Annotated in this window: 18 protein-coding genes and 1 pseudogene; 1 reads left to right on the top strand and 18 read right to left on the bottom strand. The window is 36.2% G+C overall.

Going from position 1 to position 21,002, the window contains the following annotated elements:
* Nucleotides 1-52 precede the first annotated feature (52 nt).
* The 7 genes from PLH32_07540 to wecB (PLH32_07510) form a co-directional block, all read right to left on the bottom strand.
* Complete coding sequence (locus PLH32_07540) at nt 53-457, bottom strand: hypothetical protein (GenBank protein ID HQJ64450.1); 405 nt, start codon at nt 455-457, stop codon at nt 53-55.
* Nucleotides 458-597: 140 nt separating this feature from the next.
* Nucleotides 598-1,698, bottom strand: coding sequence for a nucleotidyltransferase family protein (locus tag PLH32_07535; GenBank protein HQJ64449.1), 1,101 nt, complete (start codon nt 1,696-1,698; stop codon nt 598-600).
* A 6-nt stretch (nt 1,699-1,704) separates the two neighbouring features.
* The gene (locus PLH32_07530) at nt 1,705-2,760 is read right to left on the bottom strand and encodes a glycosyltransferase family 4 protein (GenBank protein ID HQJ64448.1); all 1,056 of its coding nucleotides are present in this window, start codon (nt 2,758-2,760) and stop codon (nt 1,705-1,707) included.
* Between the two features lie 121 nt (nt 2,761-2,881).
* Complete coding sequence (locus tag PLH32_07525) at nt 2,882-3,835, bottom strand: hypothetical protein (protein ID HQJ64447.1); 954 nt, start codon at nt 3,833-3,835, stop codon at nt 2,882-2,884.
* 150 nt (nt 3,836-3,985) lie between these two features.
* Nucleotides 3,986-5,266 (bottom strand): glycosyltransferase, encoded by a 1,281-nt coding sequence (locus PLH32_07520; GenBank protein ID HQJ64446.1) that lies wholly within the window; start codon nt 5,264-5,266, stop codon nt 3,986-3,988.
* 311 nt (nt 5,267-5,577) lie between these two features.
* Nucleotides 5,578-6,933, bottom strand: a complete 1,356-nt coding sequence (locus PLH32_07515; protein ID HQJ64445.1) for an IS5 family transposase — start codon at nt 6,931-6,933, stop codon at nt 5,578-5,580.
* Between the two features lie 211 nt (nt 6,934-7,144).
* Nucleotides 7,145-8,122 (bottom strand): UDP-N-acetylglucosamine 2-epimerase (non-hydrolyzing), encoded by a 978-nt coding sequence (wecB, locus tag PLH32_07510; protein ID HQJ64444.1) that lies wholly within the window; start codon nt 8,120-8,122, stop codon nt 7,145-7,147.
* Between the two features lie 88 nt (nt 8,123-8,210).
* Here wecB (PLH32_07510) and PLH32_07505 point away from each other — a divergent pair, with 88 nt between their 5' ends.
* Nucleotides 8,211-9,425 carry an ISL3 family transposase gene (locus PLH32_07505; GenBank protein ID HQJ64443.1) on the top strand — a complete coding sequence of 405 codons (1,215 nt, stop codon included), beginning with the start codon at nt 8,211-8,213 and terminating at the stop codon, nt 9,423-9,425.
* A gap of 10 nt (nt 9,426-9,435) precedes the next feature.
* Here the strand turns inward: PLH32_07505 and PLH32_07500 are convergent.
* The 11 genes and pseudogenes from PLH32_07500 to wecB (PLH32_07450) form a co-directional block, all read right to left on the bottom strand.
* A pseudogene (locus tag PLH32_07500) lies at nt 9,436-9,585 on the bottom strand (UDP-N-acetylglucosamine 2-epimerase (non-hydrolyzing)).
* A gap of 80 nt (nt 9,586-9,665) precedes the next feature.
* A complete protein-coding gene (locus tag PLH32_07495; protein ID HQJ64442.1) occupies nt 9,666-11,138 on the bottom strand; it encodes an O-antigen ligase family protein in 1,473 nt (490 codons plus the stop codon).
* A gap of 50 nt (nt 11,139-11,188) precedes the next feature.
* Nucleotides 11,189-12,175, bottom strand: a complete 987-nt coding sequence (locus tag PLH32_07490; GenBank protein HQJ64441.1) for a nucleotidyltransferase family protein — start codon at nt 12,173-12,175, stop codon at nt 11,189-11,191.
* Between the two features lie 328 nt (nt 12,176-12,503).
* Nucleotides 12,504-13,049, bottom strand: a complete 546-nt coding sequence (locus tag PLH32_07485) for a GNAT family protein (protein HQJ64440.1) — start codon at nt 13,047-13,049, stop codon at nt 12,504-12,506.
* A gap of 11 nt (nt 13,050-13,060) precedes the next feature.
* Nucleotides 13,061-14,251, bottom strand: coding sequence for an ATP-grasp domain-containing protein (locus PLH32_07480; GenBank protein ID HQJ64439.1), 1,191 nt, complete (start codon nt 14,249-14,251; stop codon nt 13,061-13,063).
* Nucleotides 14,244-15,377: a DegT/DnrJ/EryC1/StrS family aminotransferase gene (locus PLH32_07475; protein ID HQJ64438.1), complete on the bottom strand. Its 1,134-nt coding sequence runs from the start codon at nt 15,375-15,377 to the stop codon at nt 14,244-14,246. Before PLH32_07475 ends, PLH32_07480 begins: the two co-directional genes overlap by 8 nt.
* Entirely contained in the window at nt 15,374-16,570 is a 1,197-nt protein-coding gene (locus tag PLH32_07470) for a glycosyltransferase (GenBank protein HQJ64437.1), read from the bottom strand. The genes PLH32_07475 and PLH32_07470 overlap by 4 nt, the downstream gene beginning before the upstream one ends.
* 34 nt (nt 16,571-16,604) lie before the next feature.
* Nucleotides 16,605-17,519 (bottom strand): hypothetical protein, encoded by a 915-nt coding sequence (locus tag PLH32_07465; GenBank protein ID HQJ64436.1) that lies wholly within the window; start codon nt 17,517-17,519, stop codon nt 16,605-16,607.
* Nucleotides 17,520-17,521: 2 nt separating this feature from the next.
* A complete protein-coding gene (locus tag PLH32_07460; GenBank protein ID HQJ64435.1) occupies nt 17,522-18,799 on the bottom strand; it encodes an oligosaccharide flippase family protein in 1,278 nt (425 codons plus the stop codon).
* Entirely contained in the window at nt 18,792-19,772 is a 981-nt protein-coding gene (locus PLH32_07455) for an NAD-dependent 4,6-dehydratase LegB (protein HQJ64434.1), read from the bottom strand. The genes PLH32_07460 and PLH32_07455 overlap by 8 nt, the downstream gene beginning before the upstream one ends.
* A 32-nt stretch (nt 19,773-19,804) precedes the next feature.
* Nucleotides 19,805-20,941: a UDP-N-acetylglucosamine 2-epimerase (non-hydrolyzing) gene (gene wecB / locus PLH32_07450; GenBank protein ID HQJ64433.1), complete on the bottom strand. Its 1,137-nt coding sequence runs from the start codon at nt 20,939-20,941 to the stop codon at nt 19,805-19,807.
* Between the last annotated feature and the right edge of the window lie 61 nt (nt 20,942-21,002).

The raw sequence follows: 21,002 nt of genomic DNA, 5'->3' as shown, positions 1-21,002 counted from the left end.
TACTGGTATTACGCCCATAAGCATTGACTTTTACACAAGATTTTGGACTTGACTAAATAGGACTGCCATGCATACAAATAGTCTTGACCGGGTAATATTTTCGAAAATAGGCAAGATGCTTTTCAAAAGTATTAATTGCTAATTCATAATTGCCTCGAGCAAGTGCAAGATCTTCATAATGATAGCCGATTTCATGACCCATTTCGCTGATTTGTGCGATTATGTGTGGATCGTTGCTAATTTTCTTTATTCTAAAGTAATATGTTGCACTTATACCACGCTGAAACTCTCCTTGCGCCATTGCTAGTGCCAGATCGGGCCTTTTGTCAACATCGTGGCGTAGTATTACAAATTTTTGCGGTTTGTTTTGCAAATAATTCAAGTAACTAATCAAGTTGTATGATTCCTGCGCAAGTGCGTCCATTAGAGTAAAATAGTCTTTTAATCTGAAATCCATAAATACTCTGGTTAATAAAAACAATGCAATTGAAATAAGGAGCCTTTAATTAGAACGATGGGATTGGTAGCCAAGAATTGAGAATTTGTGTATAATCGATATTTTACAAAATTGTACTTTCCAGCACACTAGAATACAGACTAAGAATCAGCTGATCTTGTTGGCATAACTTTAGCAAGCATGTTACAGCCTTTATAGAAAATGATTAAAAAACGATCAAACCATCTGTCAGCAAGGTTAAGATCCAGCCATAGGCGAGTAGACCAAATTTTGGGAGGTTCATAACTTGATATCAAAAGCTTTTTTAAAGCTATTCCAATTATCGGTTCTTGAGCATATAATTCTGTCAATGTATCTTCATCAACTACATGAGGAGGTATGCCAAAGACTTTCTTAATAAGAATTAAACTAAATAACAGCCGCCTCCGGCAATGAAATGCGCCAGCTCTCTTAAAAACAATTTCCCAATTCAAGTCTGAATGGTTTACGATAAGAGCTGCCATATCATAAAGATGCAGTAGGGAGCCCCAAAATTCCTTGGAGCTATGTACTGAAAGGTATATTAACAAATCCTCTGGCGATAATACATGAATTATAGTATCTCCGAAATTTATTGTATGCGTCCGCTCCCATATTCCATGTATGTCAAGGTAAGAAGACCGGCTTTTAGGCAGATATTTATTATGCAACTCTAGCATGATGTGATGTTCGGAATGATATAGTGTACATTCATTCGAGATAACTCTATAAAATCTTTCTTGAATCTGGTGCAATTTATTCTTGGATGAATAACCAACAGTTTCCAATAACTTACGTGCCTTTAAATCATGTTCTGGTCTAACTAAGATATCAATGTCTACACATGGTCTTAAAGCAGGATCTCCATAAAGAAATTTAGAAAGACCAATGCCTTTGAGTAGTATGAACGGAATATTAGTTTGTCGAAAAAGCCGGCTAATAACAACAAGTTCCCTTTCATAATTTAAATTTCGAATGGCATTTACGCGATAAAAACGTTTTAACTCAGTGATCACTTCTTTTGGTACATTGCTATCATTATTCTTTAAATAATCATAAATGAGCAAAAGAACTCTTTGCTTTCTACTAATATCTAATGCCGCTTTCCAGATTTCTATATCAGCATTAGTAACCTGACTATTATTTCTCTTTAAATGAGCGCATAATATTGAGAGGACCATTTGCTGTGCAGGTGCTATTTTTTTTATTTCCGAACTGGACATATTTGATCAATGGTTACTTTTTAATAAGTAATCATACACTTTATCGTATTGTACGGCAAGTTTTGGCCAAGCATACTGTGTTCGTAATTTTTCTTGTGCGGCCTTGGCCATTGCAATCATATTATTATAATGCGTAATAGCCCAGCTGTATTTATCTGCCAGATCTCTTGCATCACCTGTTCGAAAAAAAAGCACTTCGTCTGTAGTAAAAATATCCTTATTTTCTTTGATGTCACTAGCTATTATTGGCACACCTAATGATGCTGCCTCGAGCAACATCATTGACATGGATTCAATGGCCGATGGGAAGACAAAAATATCGGATTGACATATTGTGTTAAATAGTTTTTCTTTATCCTTAATAAGTCCTAGCCAGACTACATTCAAGCCTTTAGAATGTTTTGATAGTTCTTTTGCATACTTTGGCATCTGCTTTAAATCACCAGCGACAAGCAATTTGCCATCATACTTTATTAATTGCATGGCCTCTAAAAATAGGTGGCATCCTTTGCTAGGGATGATTCGTCCCGCAGCAAAGCAAATTATATTATTAATAGAATAACTTTGTTTTGCTTCATCTGAGATACATACACCATTAGTGATGTGCTTGGTTAAACGCTTACGCAATCTGGTTACATACAGCTGATCTTTAAGTGACGGGCAGACGACTATATCTGGAAAATTAAGAAACAACCTATCCTGCAGCCTAAAAAGATGACGCAAGCTATAATGTTTTTCGGTTGGCTGAGTTCCATGGGTTGTAAGAACAACAGGAAAACGAGTTTTTAAAAAGGGAACAATAAATCCAGTTTCGCGATGATGCAAATGAATAAGACTATATTTACCACGAAATATACAATGTAACGCTGAGCGCAAATAATACAAAATAATATTTAATTTCTTCCATCTAATCGCATTAAAAACAATTATCTCAACACCATCATGTCGGCCAGATTTTAACTGAGTATGAGAAGAAATAGCATAAACATAAAAATCATATTTACTCCCTAATTGGGCGATGATATTTTCGCCGACTGCAGCTGCTCCACCAAATGCGGGCAATCCTTTTAGACCAATTACTGCGATTTTAGGTTTGATATTTATAAAACTAACTCCATATTTAACAAGATCTTATTATTTTTTTAGACTATTAATATTACGCAAGCATTATCCAGACTGAATGTTATATCAGGAATTTATATTGCCTGGTTAACTTTTCTTCTGAATAAATTAATTGATAGCTTTCAAGTAATTCCTTAGTATTTATATTTAATGATGTTGTCAGCAAAATATCTTCAATATTCCGAATTACTAATGCTGAGTTTCTAAGCTCAAGTAGGTTAGCATAACTAGTGATACTAGGGCTAATGATCGGAAAAACACCACATGATAGGTATTCTGCCAATTTGATGGGACTTGCTACGTTATTGATAATATGTTGATCTCTTATTAGGAATCCATACTGCATCTTGGATAAGTGATCTTGTATGGCATTTCTCTCAACTAAATGGTCAACAATAATACGACTCTTAGCTTTTTGTACTGCATGCAACTCTATTAAATTATATACCTGAGATATGTCGTTCATAATTAGAAAAAGCTTTGCTTCGGTGTTATTTTGACCAATAATATTGAACAACTGTAATATTTTGTCAATCTTTTGCCAAGCCGAAGTCCCACCAATATATGTATATGATGAAGGAATTTTCTTCGCAGATGTATAATGAAGATCAGATGTACAAGGTACTACAATAAATAAATCGGTATAACTCTTCTTGTATATTTTTTCAAAGTATTCTCTCATGTGGGTACTTACAAAGATATATCTGTGGCATAACTGCATTGCCATTCTTTGTATTAATGAATAAATAAAAAAGATCAGCTTTGATTTGGTTTTTAGATATTTTTCTTCTGCATGTAAACCTTGAACCCATAAGATAAATTTTTTCTTAGAAAAAATACGAATGGGCAATAAAATAAAGGCATCAAAATTGCCGGCGATGAATATTTTATTATCTTTGGCCCGCAATATTTTTGTGATCAGTTGGATATAATTACTATAATACTCTATTTTTATATTATTAGCTACCCTCGTACCCTCATAATTAGCATTTTTTTCACTCAAGAATACTGTCATTTCATTTTCAAATAGCGCAAATCTTTTAATATGTATTAAGAATGAATTCCAAATTGCGTTTCGATTATTGCCAATTATATAAGAATAAGCTAGCATTGTACTTGAAGCACATTCTTGACAAAACATGAATCACAATTATGATTGTGACTATTATGATGAATATTCATTTGCTATAATTGTTGATAGAGTATCTCGAAATGATTCGCTAACACCCTCAATACGGTGCTTAGAATAAAATTCATTTTGAGCGTTGCTAACAATCTGGGCCCTTAATTTATCATTGAAAATTAATTCCTTTATTGCAGTAACTAATTTATTTACATTTATTTCAGACACAACAAAAGCCCATTGACCCTTAACAGCATAATTTGTGAGAGCATATTTATCAGGCGCCATCACCAATATTGGGACACCGGAGGCCAAGTATTCTGAAACCTTGGTTGGCATAGAATATTGTATATAATTCTTTTGTGATTTGCTAAATGATAAAGGAAGTAATAAAATATCACTATTAGCTAGTATTTCTGGGATTTGATGATTATCAAGAGGCTTATTTATCTCCAAGCCATTTATGGTGTCCAGGACTCCAAGGATGAACGGCTTGGAAATATAGCCAAAAAATCGTAGCTTAATTTTAATTTTCTCAGATTGTAATACATCAATAGCATGCCCTAATGCAACAAATAAATCAATATTGTGCTCACCTATTGTACCGATAAATAATATCTCAATGGAATTAGGGACTCTTTCTTTATCAATGGACGATAAATTTGCTGTGTCATGAGCAGGATTATGAAAATAATAAAACTGTGCCTTATAACGCTTTTCATAGGCAATTTTCATGTCTTCACATATTGCAATTTTCAAGTCTGCAATCTTTAACAACTTTTTAAAGTCATGCTCTAATAAGGGTTTAAAAATAATTTTAAAATAACCAAATCGGTTGTGCTCGACCCAATCATCAAAAATATGAACAGCCAATGGTAAATTTGTCAGTTTCTTTAACCTGATTAAAAATGGAATATCTTTTGCAGTTGAGGGGATCGCGTAGAGTAAATCAAATTTATGCGAAGAAATCCATTTTATTAAATTGCCATCAATTTTGATTTTATTGATAATATATTTTTGCTCTAAAAAATTCTTAAAACCAATTAGCAGCTTCTTTTTAAATCCGTTGGCCACAGAGTTTCGGTCGATAATTTGGCTGGCAATTTCTTTGTCATCATTATTAATTCTATTAACGATAGGGAATTGGCTCGTATGCAGTGTATAATATAAATCGCAAATAGTCCTATCCTCTATAACTTGCAGGCTTGCATTTGCTAGTTTTGATTTTGGCCAGTTATAAAACAAGTTTCTTACCGTTATTCCGCTACCCATTGGATTGAAATTTACAATTAATATTAAGGTTTTTGGATAAATTACTTTCATTCCTTTAAAATTCAATCCTTTCGAACAACATCATTTGCCAAAATATTCGGATAGTGATTGTAACTATATTTAGTAGTACGGTTTGACGACAAATTATAGCCCTGTATTAAACATCAAAGGATAGAATCAGATAGCCATTCGCATGAATCAACATTAACCATGCAGAAAAAGTATGAAGTATTTCATTAATGGTGTGCATCATTGGATTTGCAGTTGAATCTTAGTCATAAATTTTTACACAAGATATTTACGATTCTCTTAGCAGCCTGACCATCACCATAAGGATTAACTAGTCAGCACTGAAAAAGCCTTTAGTTGCGAGAAAAGCACAGATTCGGTTCATATCTGACAAAAGGATTCAAGAAATAAGCACCAAATGCTCGCAGAAATTGCCAGATCTTTTCAGGCAAAAAGAAAACTGCGAGCAGTTTTCTCAAATTGTAGCCGCAGGCGCAGAGGATAGCGTTGATCTGGTCGCCTTCTTTGCCTTTGAGATAGTTCCTTGACATCCGATTATCAGTTTTCACATGACCAATGACAGGTTCAATGGCCGATCTTCTCCTGAACCAGTATCGGACCGCTCGAGTTTTTCGCTTCATGCGCTTCCAATCGACAATATGCACATTGGTCGCTTTCGGGTCCACTGAATGGCCGCGATAGCCGCGATCGACATACGCCTCTCCCGGCTGCCAGCCAGTGTATTTTTTCGTCTCTGCCAAACAAGCCGGCAAAGTATGGCCGTCATAGGGATTATCGTGAAACGCCTGGACACCTACAATCCAGTTATCCTTACTGGTGGTGACTAAACCTACTTTGCAGCCAAACTCATAGCGCTTATGAACTTTGCCTTTGGCGATGCACTCCACTTCCGGCGCATGGACACTGTAAAGCTTGTGAGAGTCATTCTTTTCTTGCAGCAATAACTTTTCAGCGCGCATCAAAAGCTCAGCAAGTTGCTCATCTGGATCGTTGATTTTTCGAAGGATATCACGATAGACACGGCCTAGCATAGTCTTCAGACGCTTGGTTTCTTTGCGCGCCCGGCGCAGTTGTCTGGCATGTGAATAGTGGCCTTGTTTGGATAAGCATCTTTTGGCAACGCGCCGGTAATTTTGCCGCAGCTCGATGCCTCTGGAGTCAGCAGCCCGAACCAGCGCATCGCGCATCTTGTAATAGAGGCGAGCATCTGTTGGAAAGGCTATTGCCTTTTCCTGCACGGTTGTATCGACATTCACTTTGTTCAGGTGGCTGCGAGTAAGATGTTTGCCGCGTTTGGCCGTCTCAATCACTTGCTCAAAAAGTTTCTCAATCCCGCCTGGACCAAGGCGCTTGCAAAAACGGGTCATGCTGCTCGAGTCAATCGGCAGCTCATGCTGAAAGTATTCAAAACCGCAAAAGTACTGCCAGTAAGGGTTTTCCAGAAAGCGATCCACAACCGATTCGTCGCTCTCATTGAAGGTGTATTTCAGATAATGCAGGCCAACCATCAAGCGTGTTGGGCAACCTGGCCGGCCAGTCTTTTCATCATAGGTCTTGCCAAAAGCTTCATCGAAAATAGACCAGTCAATTTTATTGGCCAAAATGCAAATCTGATGAGAATGATCCAGAATCTGATCCAGCCTGGCACGGAACAAGTCGGGCGTCTCGAAGTGTTTTTTGGGCTTCATAAATTACCAGCTTTTGAGGTCATTTTCTAAATTTCTGGCAATTTATGAAGCTAAATTGAATTTTCAAAGTCAATATTTATAATCTGTTAAAATATTTTTCAGCGACGACAGAATCAGATAGCCATTCGCATGAATCAACATTAACCATGCAGAAAAAGTATGAAGTATTTCATTAATGGTGTGCATCATTGGATTTGCAGTTGAATCTTAGTCATAAATTTTTACACAAGATATTTACGATTCTCTTAGCAGCCTGACCATCACCATAAGGATTAACTATTTTATCATTAGATTTATTTGAAAAGTCCTGGATAAGAATACTTTTAGCTTCTTCTACTATAGAATGTTTACGTGTGCCAACTAACTTGGCAACCCCTGCTTTAATCCCTTCCGGTCTTTCCGTAGTGTCGCGCATCACTAACACTGGCACGCCAAAAGTTGGTGCTTCTTCTTGGATTCCGCCTGAGTCAGTGAGAATTAAAGATGATTGTTTCATCAAATGAACAAGATCCAGGTAATCGAGTGGTTCAATAAGATGAACATTTTTTAAACTTGAAAGAATTTGACCTGCTGGTTTACGTATATTTGGATTTAGATGTACCGGATATATAAAACAAGTATCAGGAAAGATGACGGATAGCTCACGAATTGCTTGACAAAGCTCATTGAAAGGTTTTCCAAAGCTTTCGCGGCGATGGGCTGTAATTAGCACTTTACGAACGTTTTGTGGAATATCTTTCAGAGCGCTTGCTTTCCAATCGAAATCTCTTTGTGAAATATCAATTAAGGCATCTACAATGGTATTGCCAGTTATATGTATGGATGCGTCAGGGAAGCCTTCATTAAGCAGTGCCTGACGCGCACCTTCGGTCGGTGCAAAATATATATCACTAGCCGCATCTGCCAGCCTTCGATTTATTTCTTCAGGAAATGGGCGTCGCTTATCATTAGTGCGTAAACCGGCTTCAACATGGCCGAAATTAATATTATGATAATAGGCCATAACTGCAGCGACGAAAACAGTAGTAGTATCTCCCTGCGCTAATATCCAATCAGGTCTGATGTTATCTAATACCTGATCTAGCGCCTCGAATAGCTTCGCTGTTAGCACGGCAAGACGTTGATCAGGCTGCATAAGATTAAGATCCACGTCAGGACAGATATTAAAAATATCGGTTCTAAGCAACATTGAGTGGGTAAAAATTTAATATTTTTGCTAAATTCCTTTCTGATAGACAGAATTGCAGAACGATCAGATCTTTTCAGAAAGGATTTATATGGCTACCAATGAACTGTTTAGCCTGGCACTTGGGCTAGAAGAGCCCTGGCTTGTGACAGATTTTAAATTCGATCCAGAGAAAAGACGATTAGACCTGACGATCGATTTTAAACGTGGTGCTCATTTTAGCTGCCCCGAATGTTCCAAGTCAAATTGTGCTGTACATGACACAAATTCTCGAACTTGGCGGCATCTGGATTTCTTCCAACATCAGGCCTATCTGACAGCACGGGTGCCGCGCATCCAGTGCCCGGATTGCGGGGTTAAACAAGTCGTTGTGCCGTGGGCTCGGCCTGGGAGCGGTTTCACGCTGCTCTTTGAAATTTTCGTGCTTCTTTTATCCCAACAGATGGCCATAGCCCCACTTGCTGAATTGTTGCACGTACATCCTGACAGCGTCTGGAGAATACTTGGACATTATGTGGACCAGGCTGTCCAGGATACCAAGTTGAACGAATTGACCCAAGTTGGTATTGACGAGGTCGCTCAAAGAAAGGGGCACGAGTATATCACAGTCTTTGGCGATTTGAAGCAATCCAAGGTTGTTTTTGTTGCGGATACCCGCGAATCAGTGACCGTCAAAACCTTCGCTGATTATCTGAAATCCAAAAAAGTGCCCTTTGAACAGATACGTGATTTTTGCCTGGATATGTGGCCGGCCTATTTAAAGGGGCTGGAGGAGAATTTTCCAAAGTCCCAGTTGATTTTTGACCGATACCATCTTATTGCCAAAGCCAATGGAGCGCTTGACAAAGTGCGCAGTGAGGAAGCCAAAGAACATGTTGAACTAAAGAAGACGCGATATCTATGGCTAAAAAATGGAATGAACCTGTCCAAGAAAGAGAAAGAAAAACTGACGTCACTAAAACAACTCAATCTAAAAACAGTTCGCGCCCATGCAATTGTAGAATCCCTCAAAGAGATCTGGACAGCAAAGGATAAGGAAGAGGCCCGATTTCTTCTAAAAAAATGGTATTTCTGGGCTACTCATAGCCGCTTGAATCCGATCAAAGAATTTGCAAAGACAGTTCGAAATCACTGGGAAGGCATTCTCAATGGTTTCAAATGCTATATTACCAATGGTGTCATTGAAGGTCTGAACAACAAGATCAAAACTGCGATGAAAAGAGCTTACGGCTTCAAGACCTTCGAATATTTGCGGACGATAATTTATCTGGTCGCGGGTAAACTGGCTTTACCCACACTATCCTGACTAGAACCAAAATATCAAGTACTTGGTCAAGCATCTGCCGGTGCTGACCGGTGACGCAAACCACACTCTCGATTTGGTCAGGGTACTTTTTCAGCTCTTTGAGTATCGGCGCCATCTTTATGGCTTCTGGCCGCGTGCCGAAAATGGACAGAATTTTCATTTGATTGACTTTTATGAAGTGTTAATGACTCAGAGCAGAACACTGTTCACGATCATTCTGCAACAAATACTAACCGGACGTTACTGAACAGACGATATTATGCTTTTCCTCTGAAAATTATTATTTGAGAGTGCTAATCCCATCCAAATGATGGTTACAGCAAAATATGTCGGGACACTGATGCTGTCCGCTTTAATTTCATTCATTACAAATAAAGAAAAAGCAATAAAAAAGAATAAAGCCATCATTCTATTTTGAGTCTCGATTTGCTTTTTGCCAATATTTTTAAATGATTTAATTATAATGTTGAGTAATAATCCCCAATATGCAACAGTCCCAATCCACCCGAAAAGAAATAGTATCGCTAACATTTGAGAATGAGCAGAACCACGCCTTATTGATGGATCAACATAGAAAGCATTACGATTATCTTTTTCAGTTCCCCAGCCATATCCAGTTAGCCAGCTTTTTCTACTGTAGTATCGCATGTAGCCTTGTTCAAAAGCATATTCACGATTAATAGCTCTGCCATCGAGAATGCGATCGAGAGTCAATCCGCCAACTTTATCTATAGTGTTTTCTGCTTGTTGTACTCTGCCAATTACATAATCCAATTTGAATGTTTTAATAATAAAAAACATAAAGAAAGAAATTAATCCTAAAAATATGATCTGTCGATAAATTGTATTAATCCTTATATTTATCAATTTATATTGCAGAATAATAACTAATGCAATTCCTGCAATCGAGAGTAAAAAAACCGATCTAGAGATTGACAAAAAGATATTTACGTAAGAAATAACAAGACCTAATAAGAGTGTAGATTTTTTAATTGGAACTATACTCTTGTTCAATATGAAAAAAGAGAAAAACAACATCAACAAAATTAAACTATGCTCACCGTAAAGAGGAGAAACTCCAATAATACCTCCACCTTCATAGTATTCTCCGGCTTTACCATAGGTGGGTAACATTGGTGTATAAGGAATGATATTTAAAAAAGTGTTTAAGCTTGCTATTGTCGAGTATACAATTAATACCAAGTTCAATTGCAGGAATACTTTAAGCCTCTCACGGTTTAGGCGCAAACCACTGGCGACGATTAGTAGTAAAATTACCCCCGAAAAAGTAAAAATGGCGTAATAAACATCAAGCCCTTGCCCAGTATAGTTGGTTAGCCAACCCAAGACTGAGCTAAGCACAAATACAAAAATAAAAATACTAGCTAATCGATCACTATTACTGACCTCTAAGGGCAATTTTCTTTTAGAAAAAAAATAAAAAGCTATACAAATAAAACTAATAAGGTTAAATGCTCCTCCTTTTTGTGGAGAATATGGAAAAGTAGAACAAAAATAAATCACCATAATAAACGAAAAATAATCTTTTTTTCTGAGAGTATTAAAATAAATAAAAACAGAAGTAATGATTGATCCAATAATATTTAGAGTCAAACTTGGTACATATGTATTCAGCATTAAATACGCCAAGAGGAGCGCAGCCAGACTTAGTATCGTGATTTGCTTCGCAGTCTTTGTGCTATTGTAGTGCATTTCCACTTGGATATTCTTTCCTGATATCATCATTAACTAATATAATTATGCTATTTAACAAATTTATAATATTCGTTTGCTTCCCCAATATCCAACCATGACTTTTCACTAATAGGGAACACACCAACTTTTCGTCTTTCACTTATCAATTTATTGATTAACGCTGTTATATGAAAATACTCATCTTTCGGAATTTCAGCAATTAGATGTGGCTCTAAGACATAAAGGCCGGTGTTAATTTTATAAGTATATTCTGGTTTTTCAGTTAATTTTTTGCAAAGCCCATTACGACCTGTTTCCAAAATCCCATATGGAACAGAATGATGCTTCAATGCTGCGACGATAGTTATTTCATTCTTGTTCATACGATGATATTTTTCGATCTCCACAACGTCCTGATCAATTACAATATCACAATTTGAGACAAAAAATGTAGTTTTAATCTTACCCTTTAAAAGATGGATACTGCCTGCAGTGCCTAAAGGCTTATTTTCTTGTATATAAGAAATATGATATCTTTTCTGCTTAAGTTCTGAAAAATAATACCTTATCATTTCCGCTTTATAGTTGATAGAAATATAGAATCGTTTACAGCCTGCATCACAAAAATTATCCATTATCTGTTCAATAATTGTTTTTTCGCCGATTGGAATCAATGGCTTAGGTAAAATATTAGTTAGCGGTTTTAGACGACTGCCTTTTCCACCAGCCATGATAACGACTGGAAGGTTCAGCTTTATACTCCCATTTCTATCTTTTGAAGCAAATAGATCAGCCCACATATATGCTGTTACTAGCTGTCTGTTATCATCTAATATCGGCATGCATTCGATCCTATGTTTCTGCATGAGATTCAGAATATCTTTTTTATCATCTTTGGCTTTTGCGTAAACAAAATCCGTCCGCATAATTTTTAATATGCTTGTCTCTAAAGATAAATTAGCGATAATAGCTTTTTGAATGTCGCCAATACTTAATACACCAATAAAACGCTCTTTGTCAAAAACGAGCAATAACTTTTTATTTATCAGATCCATTTTTTTTAAAGATTGTAGAATAGAGTAGGTACTGGGGATTATTCTCTCTGCAATTGGAATTGGATAATTTTTAGAATTTATTTTAGATAGAGGCATAAAACAAACCTTATTAATTAGGGATGTAAAACTTGTTCCGAGTCAATAAATCTGCAATTGAATCGAAAGCTTCTGCAATATTTGCCCAGAACACTAAAAGATTCATTGCTTTCTAAAAGCTCACTACTCATTATATCTCTTGGTGTGGTAAAACTTAAAAGCTCAGTCAACGGATCCATATGATGTATAGCCAAGCAATAATCGCCCCCTTCCTGCCCGTATGCTTATGTGTTCAACACGGGTTTACTGCGAAATTTTCTTTAAATAAAGATAAAATAAGTACGTCATGATATTCGCCATCGAAAAATACGTGCCGTTTCAACCGTCCTTCTTCAACAAAACCGCCTATTTTTTCATGCATTCTTAATGTTGCTTTATTACATGTTATAGCATAGCCAAATATTTTCCTGAGATTAAGAACATTAAAGGCATATTGAAAAAGAAGGTTTGGAGCTTGAACGCCATATCCTTTGCCCTGCTTTGCGGCTTCACCAATTATTAATCCCCAAGTGGCTGTTCCCGAAAAATAGTCAATATTGTTTAACTGAATTATTCCAATAAACTCGCTTGTGGATAATTCATCAATACCAAAATAAATATTTTTATTAGTTTTATCTGCCAAAACTGCCTCAAACCAATTCTTTTCCACTTCAAACGTTTTTGGCAACCTGATACCCTGGGTCAACTTGATGAGTTCAATATTGTTGCGCCAAATATAGGTTTTCTCCATATCTGACATTTTAAGAGGGCGTAAGACCAGGTTTTTTCCAATTAGCATCTTCTTTTCCCTTATTGTCTTATTATTATTACTTTATGAATTTCATTCATTAAAAAGTTCATCGAATCCTCAACCTCACTTTTGTTATGCCCATTAACTATAATAAATCCATAGCGATCCATACTGTTTGTTATTCTGGGGATTCTTTGCCCACTACTCAGCTTAAATTCAAGCTTTACTAAATTCGGGTGAATAATTTCAGATAATTTATCTTGATCGAACTCTACAATTCCTTCAGGAAAATGGAAATATTTGATATAAGCATAATTCTGTTCAATCATTGGACATACAAACGGTTCACCAATGCATATTTTTAACAATTGCTGCTCCATATTTACGCCGCTTGATAAGGGTGTCAAATGTGATGTTATGTAATCTCCTCCCAGTCTTGCCCCATTCTCAATAATGTAAGGTATACCGTTATATACCTTAGTCTCAGTGTGGCATGCGCAATTATTTAACTCAAGAGCACTTGCCATCTTTTTAACAACCTCAAGAATTCTATTATATATTATCGGGTTAAGTTGCGCCGGTTGCTTATGCGCTAACTCAACGTTATAAGGGGGTGCTGTCGTCTCTTTTTTAGTTATCTGAATCACACTAACATTGTTTTTGAATATAAGACTTTCAATACTATATTCTTCCCCACCAATATACTCTTCAACCAATACTTTCTTAACATTCGAATAGTATAGTGCTTTATGCAGGGATTCTATTAGAGACGTTGCATCACTGCAGTATATTACACCTCTGCTTCCCGAGTTATCAACCGGCTTGACTATAAGTGGGTAGGAAAACTGATTAATATTCTTAATTTCACTAATGTTTTCCAGAAGAGTTGCGTTAGCTGTGGGAATGTTGTTTTTTATTAAGATATTCTTTAACAGGTGTTTATTGGTTGTATTTTTAATTGCTTCCAGTGTTGGAAACACAAAAGAATACTTTTCAGATATTTTTGCCATCATTTCCAGCGGTCTATCGGTTGCGGATGTGATCAGGCCGTCTATCTGAAATTCTTCTACAAGTTTACAAGTGGCATTAAAATCATCGCCCGGTATGACAAAGAATCTATCACATAAATTTTTAGCAGCTACATCATTTTTTATATCAAGCCCAATAACATAATATCCTAATAATTTTGCATTTGAAATTAAAGATTCCTGTAATTCGCCACACCCAAAAACCAATATTTTTCTACGCATTAGCAAATTTTCTTAAATTACTTACAATAAAATCAATTTGGGATGTTTCTAGTGTAGAAAACAAAGGCAATGTAATCAGGTTATCGGAAGCATAGTCAGTCTTTGGAAGCTTTGATGCATAGAGCTGATAGATGGAAAACCTGTGAACAGCAGGATAATGCACACTTGTTTGAATTCCAGCTTCTGCAAATTCACCTCTAATACGATCCCTAATATTTCGCGAGGAGTTGCTAAGTAAAACCGTAAAAATGTAGTTCGATGACAAATATTTTTGCTTTTTAAATGGAATGATAATGTTTTTAAGACCCTCTAATTTTTCTAAATAGTAACTTCTTAATTCTGCCCTCTTTGACAAATCGCTTTTCAGTTTCGAAAGCTGGACGATGCCGATGGCTGCTCGAATATCATCCATTCTATAATTATATCCCAAATCAATTACATCATAACTAGTAGAATGACCCTTAGCTCTCTCATAGGAGAGTGATGTCATGCCGTGCGAACGAAGCAATTTAGCTTTTTCGAAATACCCAGGATTATTGGTAATAAGCATCCCCCCTTCACCCGTGCTAATATTTTTATTAGAAAAGAAGCTGAAACACCCTACATCGCCAATAGTTCCTAATTTTTTGCTTTTGTATTCTGAGAGTGGGCCATGACAAGCATCTTCAATCACTTTTAATCCATGCTCATTAGCTATACTCATAATACTATCCATGTCGCAAGCAAAGCCACCATAGTGCATTACAACGATGGCTTTTGTTTTTTTGGTAATTTTAGATTCTATATCATCTGGATCGATCGTCAAATCGTCAAAGCTTTTAATATCTGCAAATACAGGAATAGCGTCAACGTACCGTATGGCATTAACCGTTGCCACAAAGGTTAGCGAAGGGCAGATTACTTCATCCCCAGGTTTAATATCCAACAATTTCATCGCTAAATGAAGTGCTACCGTGCAATTACTTAATGCTACGGCATACTCCGTCTGGAGCATCTGAGAAAAACGCTCTTCGAATTCAGAAATTTTTGGTCCCATTGAAATCCACTTTGACCGCAACGTTTCGATAACTGCTGCTTCTTCTCCTGTATCAAAGTTCAAATCAAATAGTGGAATTTTGTAGGTCATATTGTGTTATTTCTTGATATAATAGATTTATAAGCAGCTATTAATCGCTCAGTATTTACATTAAGGCCGAATTCATTTATTCCATAGCTAAATGCTTTTTCGGCTAAATTATTTCTAAGTTGATCATCTTGAAGAAGTGTTTTTACTTTTCGAGCCATTTCTTTATAATCGCCCGTTCTAACAAGAATAATGTTTTCGTCAAATTTATTAATATAAGGAATTCCGCCTGTAGCGTAGGCTACTATTGGCACTTTTAAAAAGATCGCTTCTCTTATAGTCATTGATAGTCTTTCCTTTAATGGCGGAGCTAAAAACACTTTTGCTGCTTTAACCTGTTTGAATAATTCTTTTTGATTCTTTGAAAAACCTGCAAACACAATGTTATTTGCACAATTTAGATGTTCTGCAATTTCAAGGAATGGTTGGGGATTGCCAGGACCAATGATACAAGCCTTCACCTCAGGTATGCTTTTCTTTAATTCAGCAATCACTTTTATATACTCTTCAGTCCCCTTTAGCTTAGACAAGGTTCCAAAATATATACAATCATATTTTGGGTCAGATTTTAAAGCTTGCTGAGCAAAAGCTTCATTTATTGGAGCATAGTACTTAAAAAAAACATGAGTAGGATTGAACTTTGCTATGTATGACGAAGAATCTTGCTCACCGCAAAAATTAATATTATTGGCAAGTATCTTTTCTTCGATTTGTATTCTATCTCTGACGTCAAGAGTCGCTGGTAACTCTTCTTTAAGTTGGCTAATAAAGCCTTGTATTGTAATTAAAATAGGATATTTTCTGCAATAATCAAAAATTGAGCTGCTGTAATATGCATTTTCAGCACCTATTAAATTTACTAAATCTGGATTGATTCGAGCGATGAGTTTTTTTGCCTTTCTTCTAAACATAAAATGGTTGGAAAAGATATCTAACCTAAAAAAACTCGGCCAGTGTCTATGCCATATAGGTATACCGTAGGGGATAAAATAATATTTGATATTCTTCAATTCAAATTTTGTAGTTCTCTGTAAGTATTCATGCGGTGAAATAACATACAAGTCAATATCTTCTCGTTCTTCAAAACCTTTTAGCATATTAGGTATCCAAGGGGCGAATTCAATTTTAGACCGCCATAAAGGGAGCAAAGACTGTATTTCATCATTTGAAAAATGACAAATCCAGACAACTTTCATTTTTTTGCGGCGATTCATTCTTATAATTAGATTTTTAGAAATTCGTTTTCTTTCTTAATCTTTGCCAAAATTTATTAATGTTTATTGAAAAGGATATTTGTTGATTGATGATTTTTTTAAAATGATTTCTGTCGTAAAATTCATTGCAAAGGATAAATAATGGTTCTTTGCTGATTGAATATTTATCATTTGCTGGATAAAAATGAGCATTCGTTTTAGAGTTTGTATGAATTCCCTCTACTCCAATATTGGATACCAAATTAGACTGCGGTATAATTGATAATCCATATTCCTTTATTCTACAGAAAAACCACTGGTAATCCCATGTTCCTTTATTATCCATTTTGTAAATTCCATCAAACAACTTTTTCATATACTTTCTTTCATTTCTTCGGATAAAAACATGATTAAGTTGACCAGAGTCTCGAAATTGAGGCCAGTCATTCATAAAATAATCATATTTATTCCAAACCCTCTTCCAAGTTGCCCATCCCCAAATATGTCCATATATTGAAAAAAAATAGCTTTCATCTGTTGCATTAAACTCATTAGAATAATTATTTCCACTAATCATACAGACTCGAGTATCATCTTTAAATTTTTCTAACAAATAATCGCAGTAATGAAAAAATGAAGATACTGGAACACAATCATCTTCAAGAATAATTAATCGATCCTCATTTAGAAAAGCCCATGATATTGCACTTGAAACACCGATACCACATCCCAAATTTGTTTCAGAAAAATAGATTTTCGTTTTGCACTCCCAATCTATTGAGGTTACATATTCCTCAATTTTTCTGCGAGCAGTCAGATCAGCACTGTTGCCTGGTCTTGGCCCATCATTAAAAATATATAAAGTTTTTATCCGTGCAGTTCGAAGTACATCTAATACTATTCGAGTTGTCTCCGGCCGATTAAATGTAATTAAGAGAACAGGGGATTCCATTATTATCCAGCGTACCCTAGTTTAAGATTTTTAATTACAAGATAAGCCGACGTTGTTACCATTACTATAGCCAATACGACTTTACCATAGGCGGCACCAATAAAACCAAAGTTCGCTGCTGCAATATACATTATTATCATTGCAGATATACTACCTAAAGTATTAACATATAAGCTAAATTTTGTTTTGCCCAAAGCAATAAATATTTTATCGGAAAAATAAAAAATGCCCATCAGAAACACTGATATAAGTGTAATATTTGTATATTTTTCAGCTCCAAGATATTTTCCAGCCGTTAAAATAGAAACTATCGATCCTGAAAATAACATCATTAGAATAACAACTAATAGGTAAGGGGCGAACATTATTACTGCTAGTTGTATCAATTTTTTTGTATTATGATTAGCCACACTTTTAAAAATATCTGGTTCAAAAGCAAGCGCTAAAGCTGCATATGCTAGTTGTACATAGCCCGCAATAGCAATTCCAATATTATAAAGGCCCAATTCAGACAAATCATTTAAACGTTCCAGAAATATTCGGTCAATACTAGCGATAGGTACGTAGGCGTAACTTGCTAGTACTAAAGGTACTGCAAGTTTTACATTCTTTATAAAGAAAGAAAAATTGAAATTCACAATTGTAAATTTTTTTAACATAATCCAGCACACTGGAAGTAGCACCAGGCTAGAAATTAAAGGTGCAAACATTCGTCCTTCGGCGCCCCATTTCAAATAAGCAACAAAAAGCAGCCCAAAGCTAAAATTTAGAATCGCATTAACCGCAGAAAAATAGAAATAAGCGGATGCCCTCTTACGGATTCTAAAATTTATCAATACGATTGTTTTTATATTTTCAAGTAATAAAGATGTGAGGGCAAACCAAGCAAAAGGGTACAGTGGTACGGTAATTTTGAGGAAACTGAAATAATAATAAAGTATGATATAGCTTATAAATATCGTTATGCTGTTGAAGCAACAAAGATAAAAGGTAATATTGAACAATAATTTTTTATTTTCAGGTTCTTCCTGACGAAAATATTGCATCAAATAGACAGATGGCATTGAGAAAATAAAAATCGGAAGAAAAAAACTTTTAATAGCATCAAAATAGCCAAGTATACCAAATTCGCTAGCAGACATATGGATAGCATAAATAGGTTGTGCTATTAAAGCTAATAATGATTGAACAATAGAACCTAGAAAATAGAGGCCAGCATTTTTTATATTATCATATATTCCTCTATTCTTGCCAAGTAAATCAATAAAATACTTATACATTATAGATTGTGGCTTTGTATCTTGACAGATTGCCTTTTATAGAGAACCAGTTACATGTAAGCTGAAGTCCTTTTTTCAAGTCATACTCTGGCTTAAATCCAGTTAGAGAAGTAATCAAGGAATTATCTCCCCATAATCTGAATACTTCTGAATTACCCGGCCTATGACGCATATTATCCATTACAATTTTTGCATCCCTACCCAAAATTTCCTTTATCATATTAAACAAATCCAGTATCGAAATTTCAAAATTTGAAGAAATATTAATTTCTTTGCCGATCGTTTCTTTTTGGTTGGCCAAAGCAAGAAAACCTCTACAGGTATCTCTGACAAAAGTCAAATCACGTGTGGGCGTAATATCGCCTAATTTTATTTCTTTCAATCCACTGGCCATCTGACAAATGATCGTAGGTATGATTGCACGGGCCGATTGTCTTGGACCATAGGTGTTGAACGGCCTTGCTATAGTAACCGGTAATTGGAATGAATTGTAAAAACTCATAGCAATCGCATCCGCACCAATTTTTGATGCTGAGTAAGGAGACTGCGGTTGCTTGGCATGACATTCATTAATGGGTACATATTTTGCAGTTCCGTATACTTCAGAGGTAGAAGTATGAATAATCCTTATGCTTCCATTATTTCTTGCTGCCTGGCAAATATTCAAAGTCCCAATTATATTTGTCGTGACATAACTTTCCGGTGCAATATAAGAATAGGGTATTGCAATAAGTGCGGCTAAATGAAAAATAATATCAACACCTTTTACTAATTCATTACAAAAATGTGGATCACGAATATCACCGGTAATAACCTCCAAATTAGGCTGGCTTGGCACATCTTCCAGCCAACCCCAATTATTGAAAGAATTATAATATGAGAGTGCTCTTACACGATAGCCACTTTGCAGCAACAACTCGGTCAAGTGCGAACCAATGAAACCATCAGCACCGGTTACCAGTGCATTTATCATAGTAATGACATTACTCCATTATAATATTTATTTTAGTTATTAATTCCCCACCACAAATTACTCAATCCAGTATTACCGATAATCAGTTTTAATACCCGCCAGGATACCATTTCTATGCTGTATTCATTGGGAATATGCTTGTAGTACTGGTTTTCAAGTTGAGAAATTGCCACAGCTATTGAATTCAGAACAGCGTCTTGATTTAAGCCAGACAAAATAATCGTTCCCTCATCTTGTGTTTCTGGCCGCTCCATGGACTGCCGTAATGATACAGCAGGAAAAGAAAGAATCGCGGATTCTTCACTTATTGTACCGCTATCCGATATGACGCATTTGGAATTCATCTGTAAATGCACATAATCCAGAAATCCAAAAGGCTGCATAAATTGTATCAGATCACTATGATGAAAGCTTTCCAATTTTTCCAGCCGCTTGCGGGTGCGTGGATGTGTGGAGACAATAACTGGCAAATTATATTCTTGTGCAATCTGGTTTAGAACTGCCAAGATCTTTTTCAGGTTTTCAGAATTATCTACATTCTCTTCCCTGTGGGTACTCACGAGAAAGTATCCTTTTTCCTTTAGCTGCAATTGCTGTAAAATTTTTGAAGCTTTGATTTTGTCCAGATTGTCATGCAGTACTTCATACAGCGGTGAGCCGGTCAGGTAGATTCGGCGGTGGGGCAAGCCTTCGGATAAAAGATGTCGCCGAGCGTGCTCAGTATAGACCAGATTAAAATCTGCGATGTGATCGATAATCCGGCGGTTGATCTCCTCAGGCACATTGAGGTCAAAGCTGCGGTTGCCGGCTTCCATATGGAATATGGGGATACGCATGCGCTTGGCGATGATCGCGGCGATGGAGCTGTTGGTATCTCCCAAAATCAAGACCGCATCAGGCTTTTCCTTTAGCAGTACTTCTTCAGTTTTGATCAGCGTTTCGCCATATACTTTGCCCAGAGATGAGGTATCCACAGCCAGATAATAATCGGGCTTGCGCAGCTCCAGATCCTTGAAAAAGATCTCATTCAATTCATAATCATAGTTCTGGCCGGTGTGAATGATAATCTGCGTCACGTATTTGTCGAGCAACTTCATCGTCGAGGAAAGACGGATGATTTCAGGGCGGGTGCCGACGATGGTAGCGACTTTTAATTTTGAAGGAGACATCTTTTCCTGAAGGTTAGAAGGTGAAAAACGTGAGAACATGAGAACGTGAGAACATGAGAAC

This window comes from bacterium (assembly GCA_035419245.1).
GTDB lineage: Bacteria > Zhuqueibacterota > Zhuqueibacteria > Residuimicrobiales > Residuimicrobiaceae > JAKPUX01.
The sequence above is the reverse complement of the archived record's forward strand: the minus strand, read 5'-3'. Positions and strand labels throughout refer to the sequence as shown.

Coding starts and splice junctions, on each gene's coding strand:
- PLH32_07505 (HQJ64443.1), top strand. CDS start 8,211: ATGGCTACCAATGAACTGTTTAGCCTGGCACTTGGGCTAGAAGAGCCC.
- PLH32_07470 (HQJ64437.1), bottom strand. CDS start 16,570: ATGAAAGTTGTCTGGATTTGTCATTTTTCAAATGATGAAATACAGTCT.
- PLH32_07465 (HQJ64436.1), bottom strand. CDS start 17,519: ATGGAATCCCCTGTTCTCTTAATTACATTTAATCGGCCGGAGACAACT.
- wecB (HQJ64444.1), bottom strand. CDS start 8,122: ATGTTGCTTAGAACCGATATTTTTAATATCTGTCCTGACGTGGATCTT.
- wecB (HQJ64433.1), bottom strand. CDS start 20,941: ATGTCTCCTTCAAAATTAAAAGTCGCTACCATCGTCGGCACCCGCCCT.
- PLH32_07515 (HQJ64445.1), bottom strand. CDS start 6,933: ATGAAGCCCAAAAAACACTTCGAGACGCCCGACTTGTTCCGTGCCAGG.
- PLH32_07485 (HQJ64440.1), bottom strand. CDS start 13,049: ATGCTAATTGGAAAAAACCTGGTCTTACGCCCTCTTAAAATGTCAGAT.
- PLH32_07490 (HQJ64441.1), bottom strand. CDS start 12,175: ATGGATCTGATAAATAAAAAGTTATTGCTCGTTTTTGACAAAGAGCGT.
- PLH32_07525 (HQJ64447.1), bottom strand. CDS start 3,835: ATGACAGTATTCTTGAGTGAAAAAAATGCTAATTATGAGGGTACGAGG.
- PLH32_07475 (HQJ64438.1), bottom strand. CDS start 15,377: ATGACCTACAAAATTCCACTATTTGATTTGAACTTTGATACAGGAGAA.
- PLH32_07455 (HQJ64434.1), bottom strand. CDS start 19,772: ATGATAAATGCACTGGTAACCGGTGCTGATGGTTTCATTGGTTCGCAC.
- PLH32_07520 (HQJ64446.1), bottom strand. CDS start 5,266: ATGAAAGTAATTTATCCAAAAACCTTAATATTAATTGTAAATTTCAAT.
- PLH32_07495 (HQJ64442.1), bottom strand. CDS start 11,138: ATGCACTACAATAGCACAAAGACTGCGAAGCAAATCACGATACTAAGT.
- PLH32_07540 (HQJ64450.1), bottom strand. CDS start 457: ATGGATTTCAGATTAAAAGACTATTTTACTCTAATGGACGCACTTGCG.
- PLH32_07460 (HQJ64435.1), bottom strand. CDS start 18,799: ATGTATAAGTATTTTATTGATTTACTTGGCAAGAATAGAGGAATATAT.
- PLH32_07480 (HQJ64439.1), bottom strand. CDS start 14,251: ATGCGTAGAAAAATATTGGTTTTTGGGTGTGGCGAATTACAGGAATCT.
- PLH32_07535 (HQJ64449.1), bottom strand. CDS start 1,698: ATGTCCAGTTCGGAAATAAAAAAAATAGCACCTGCACAGCAAATGGTC.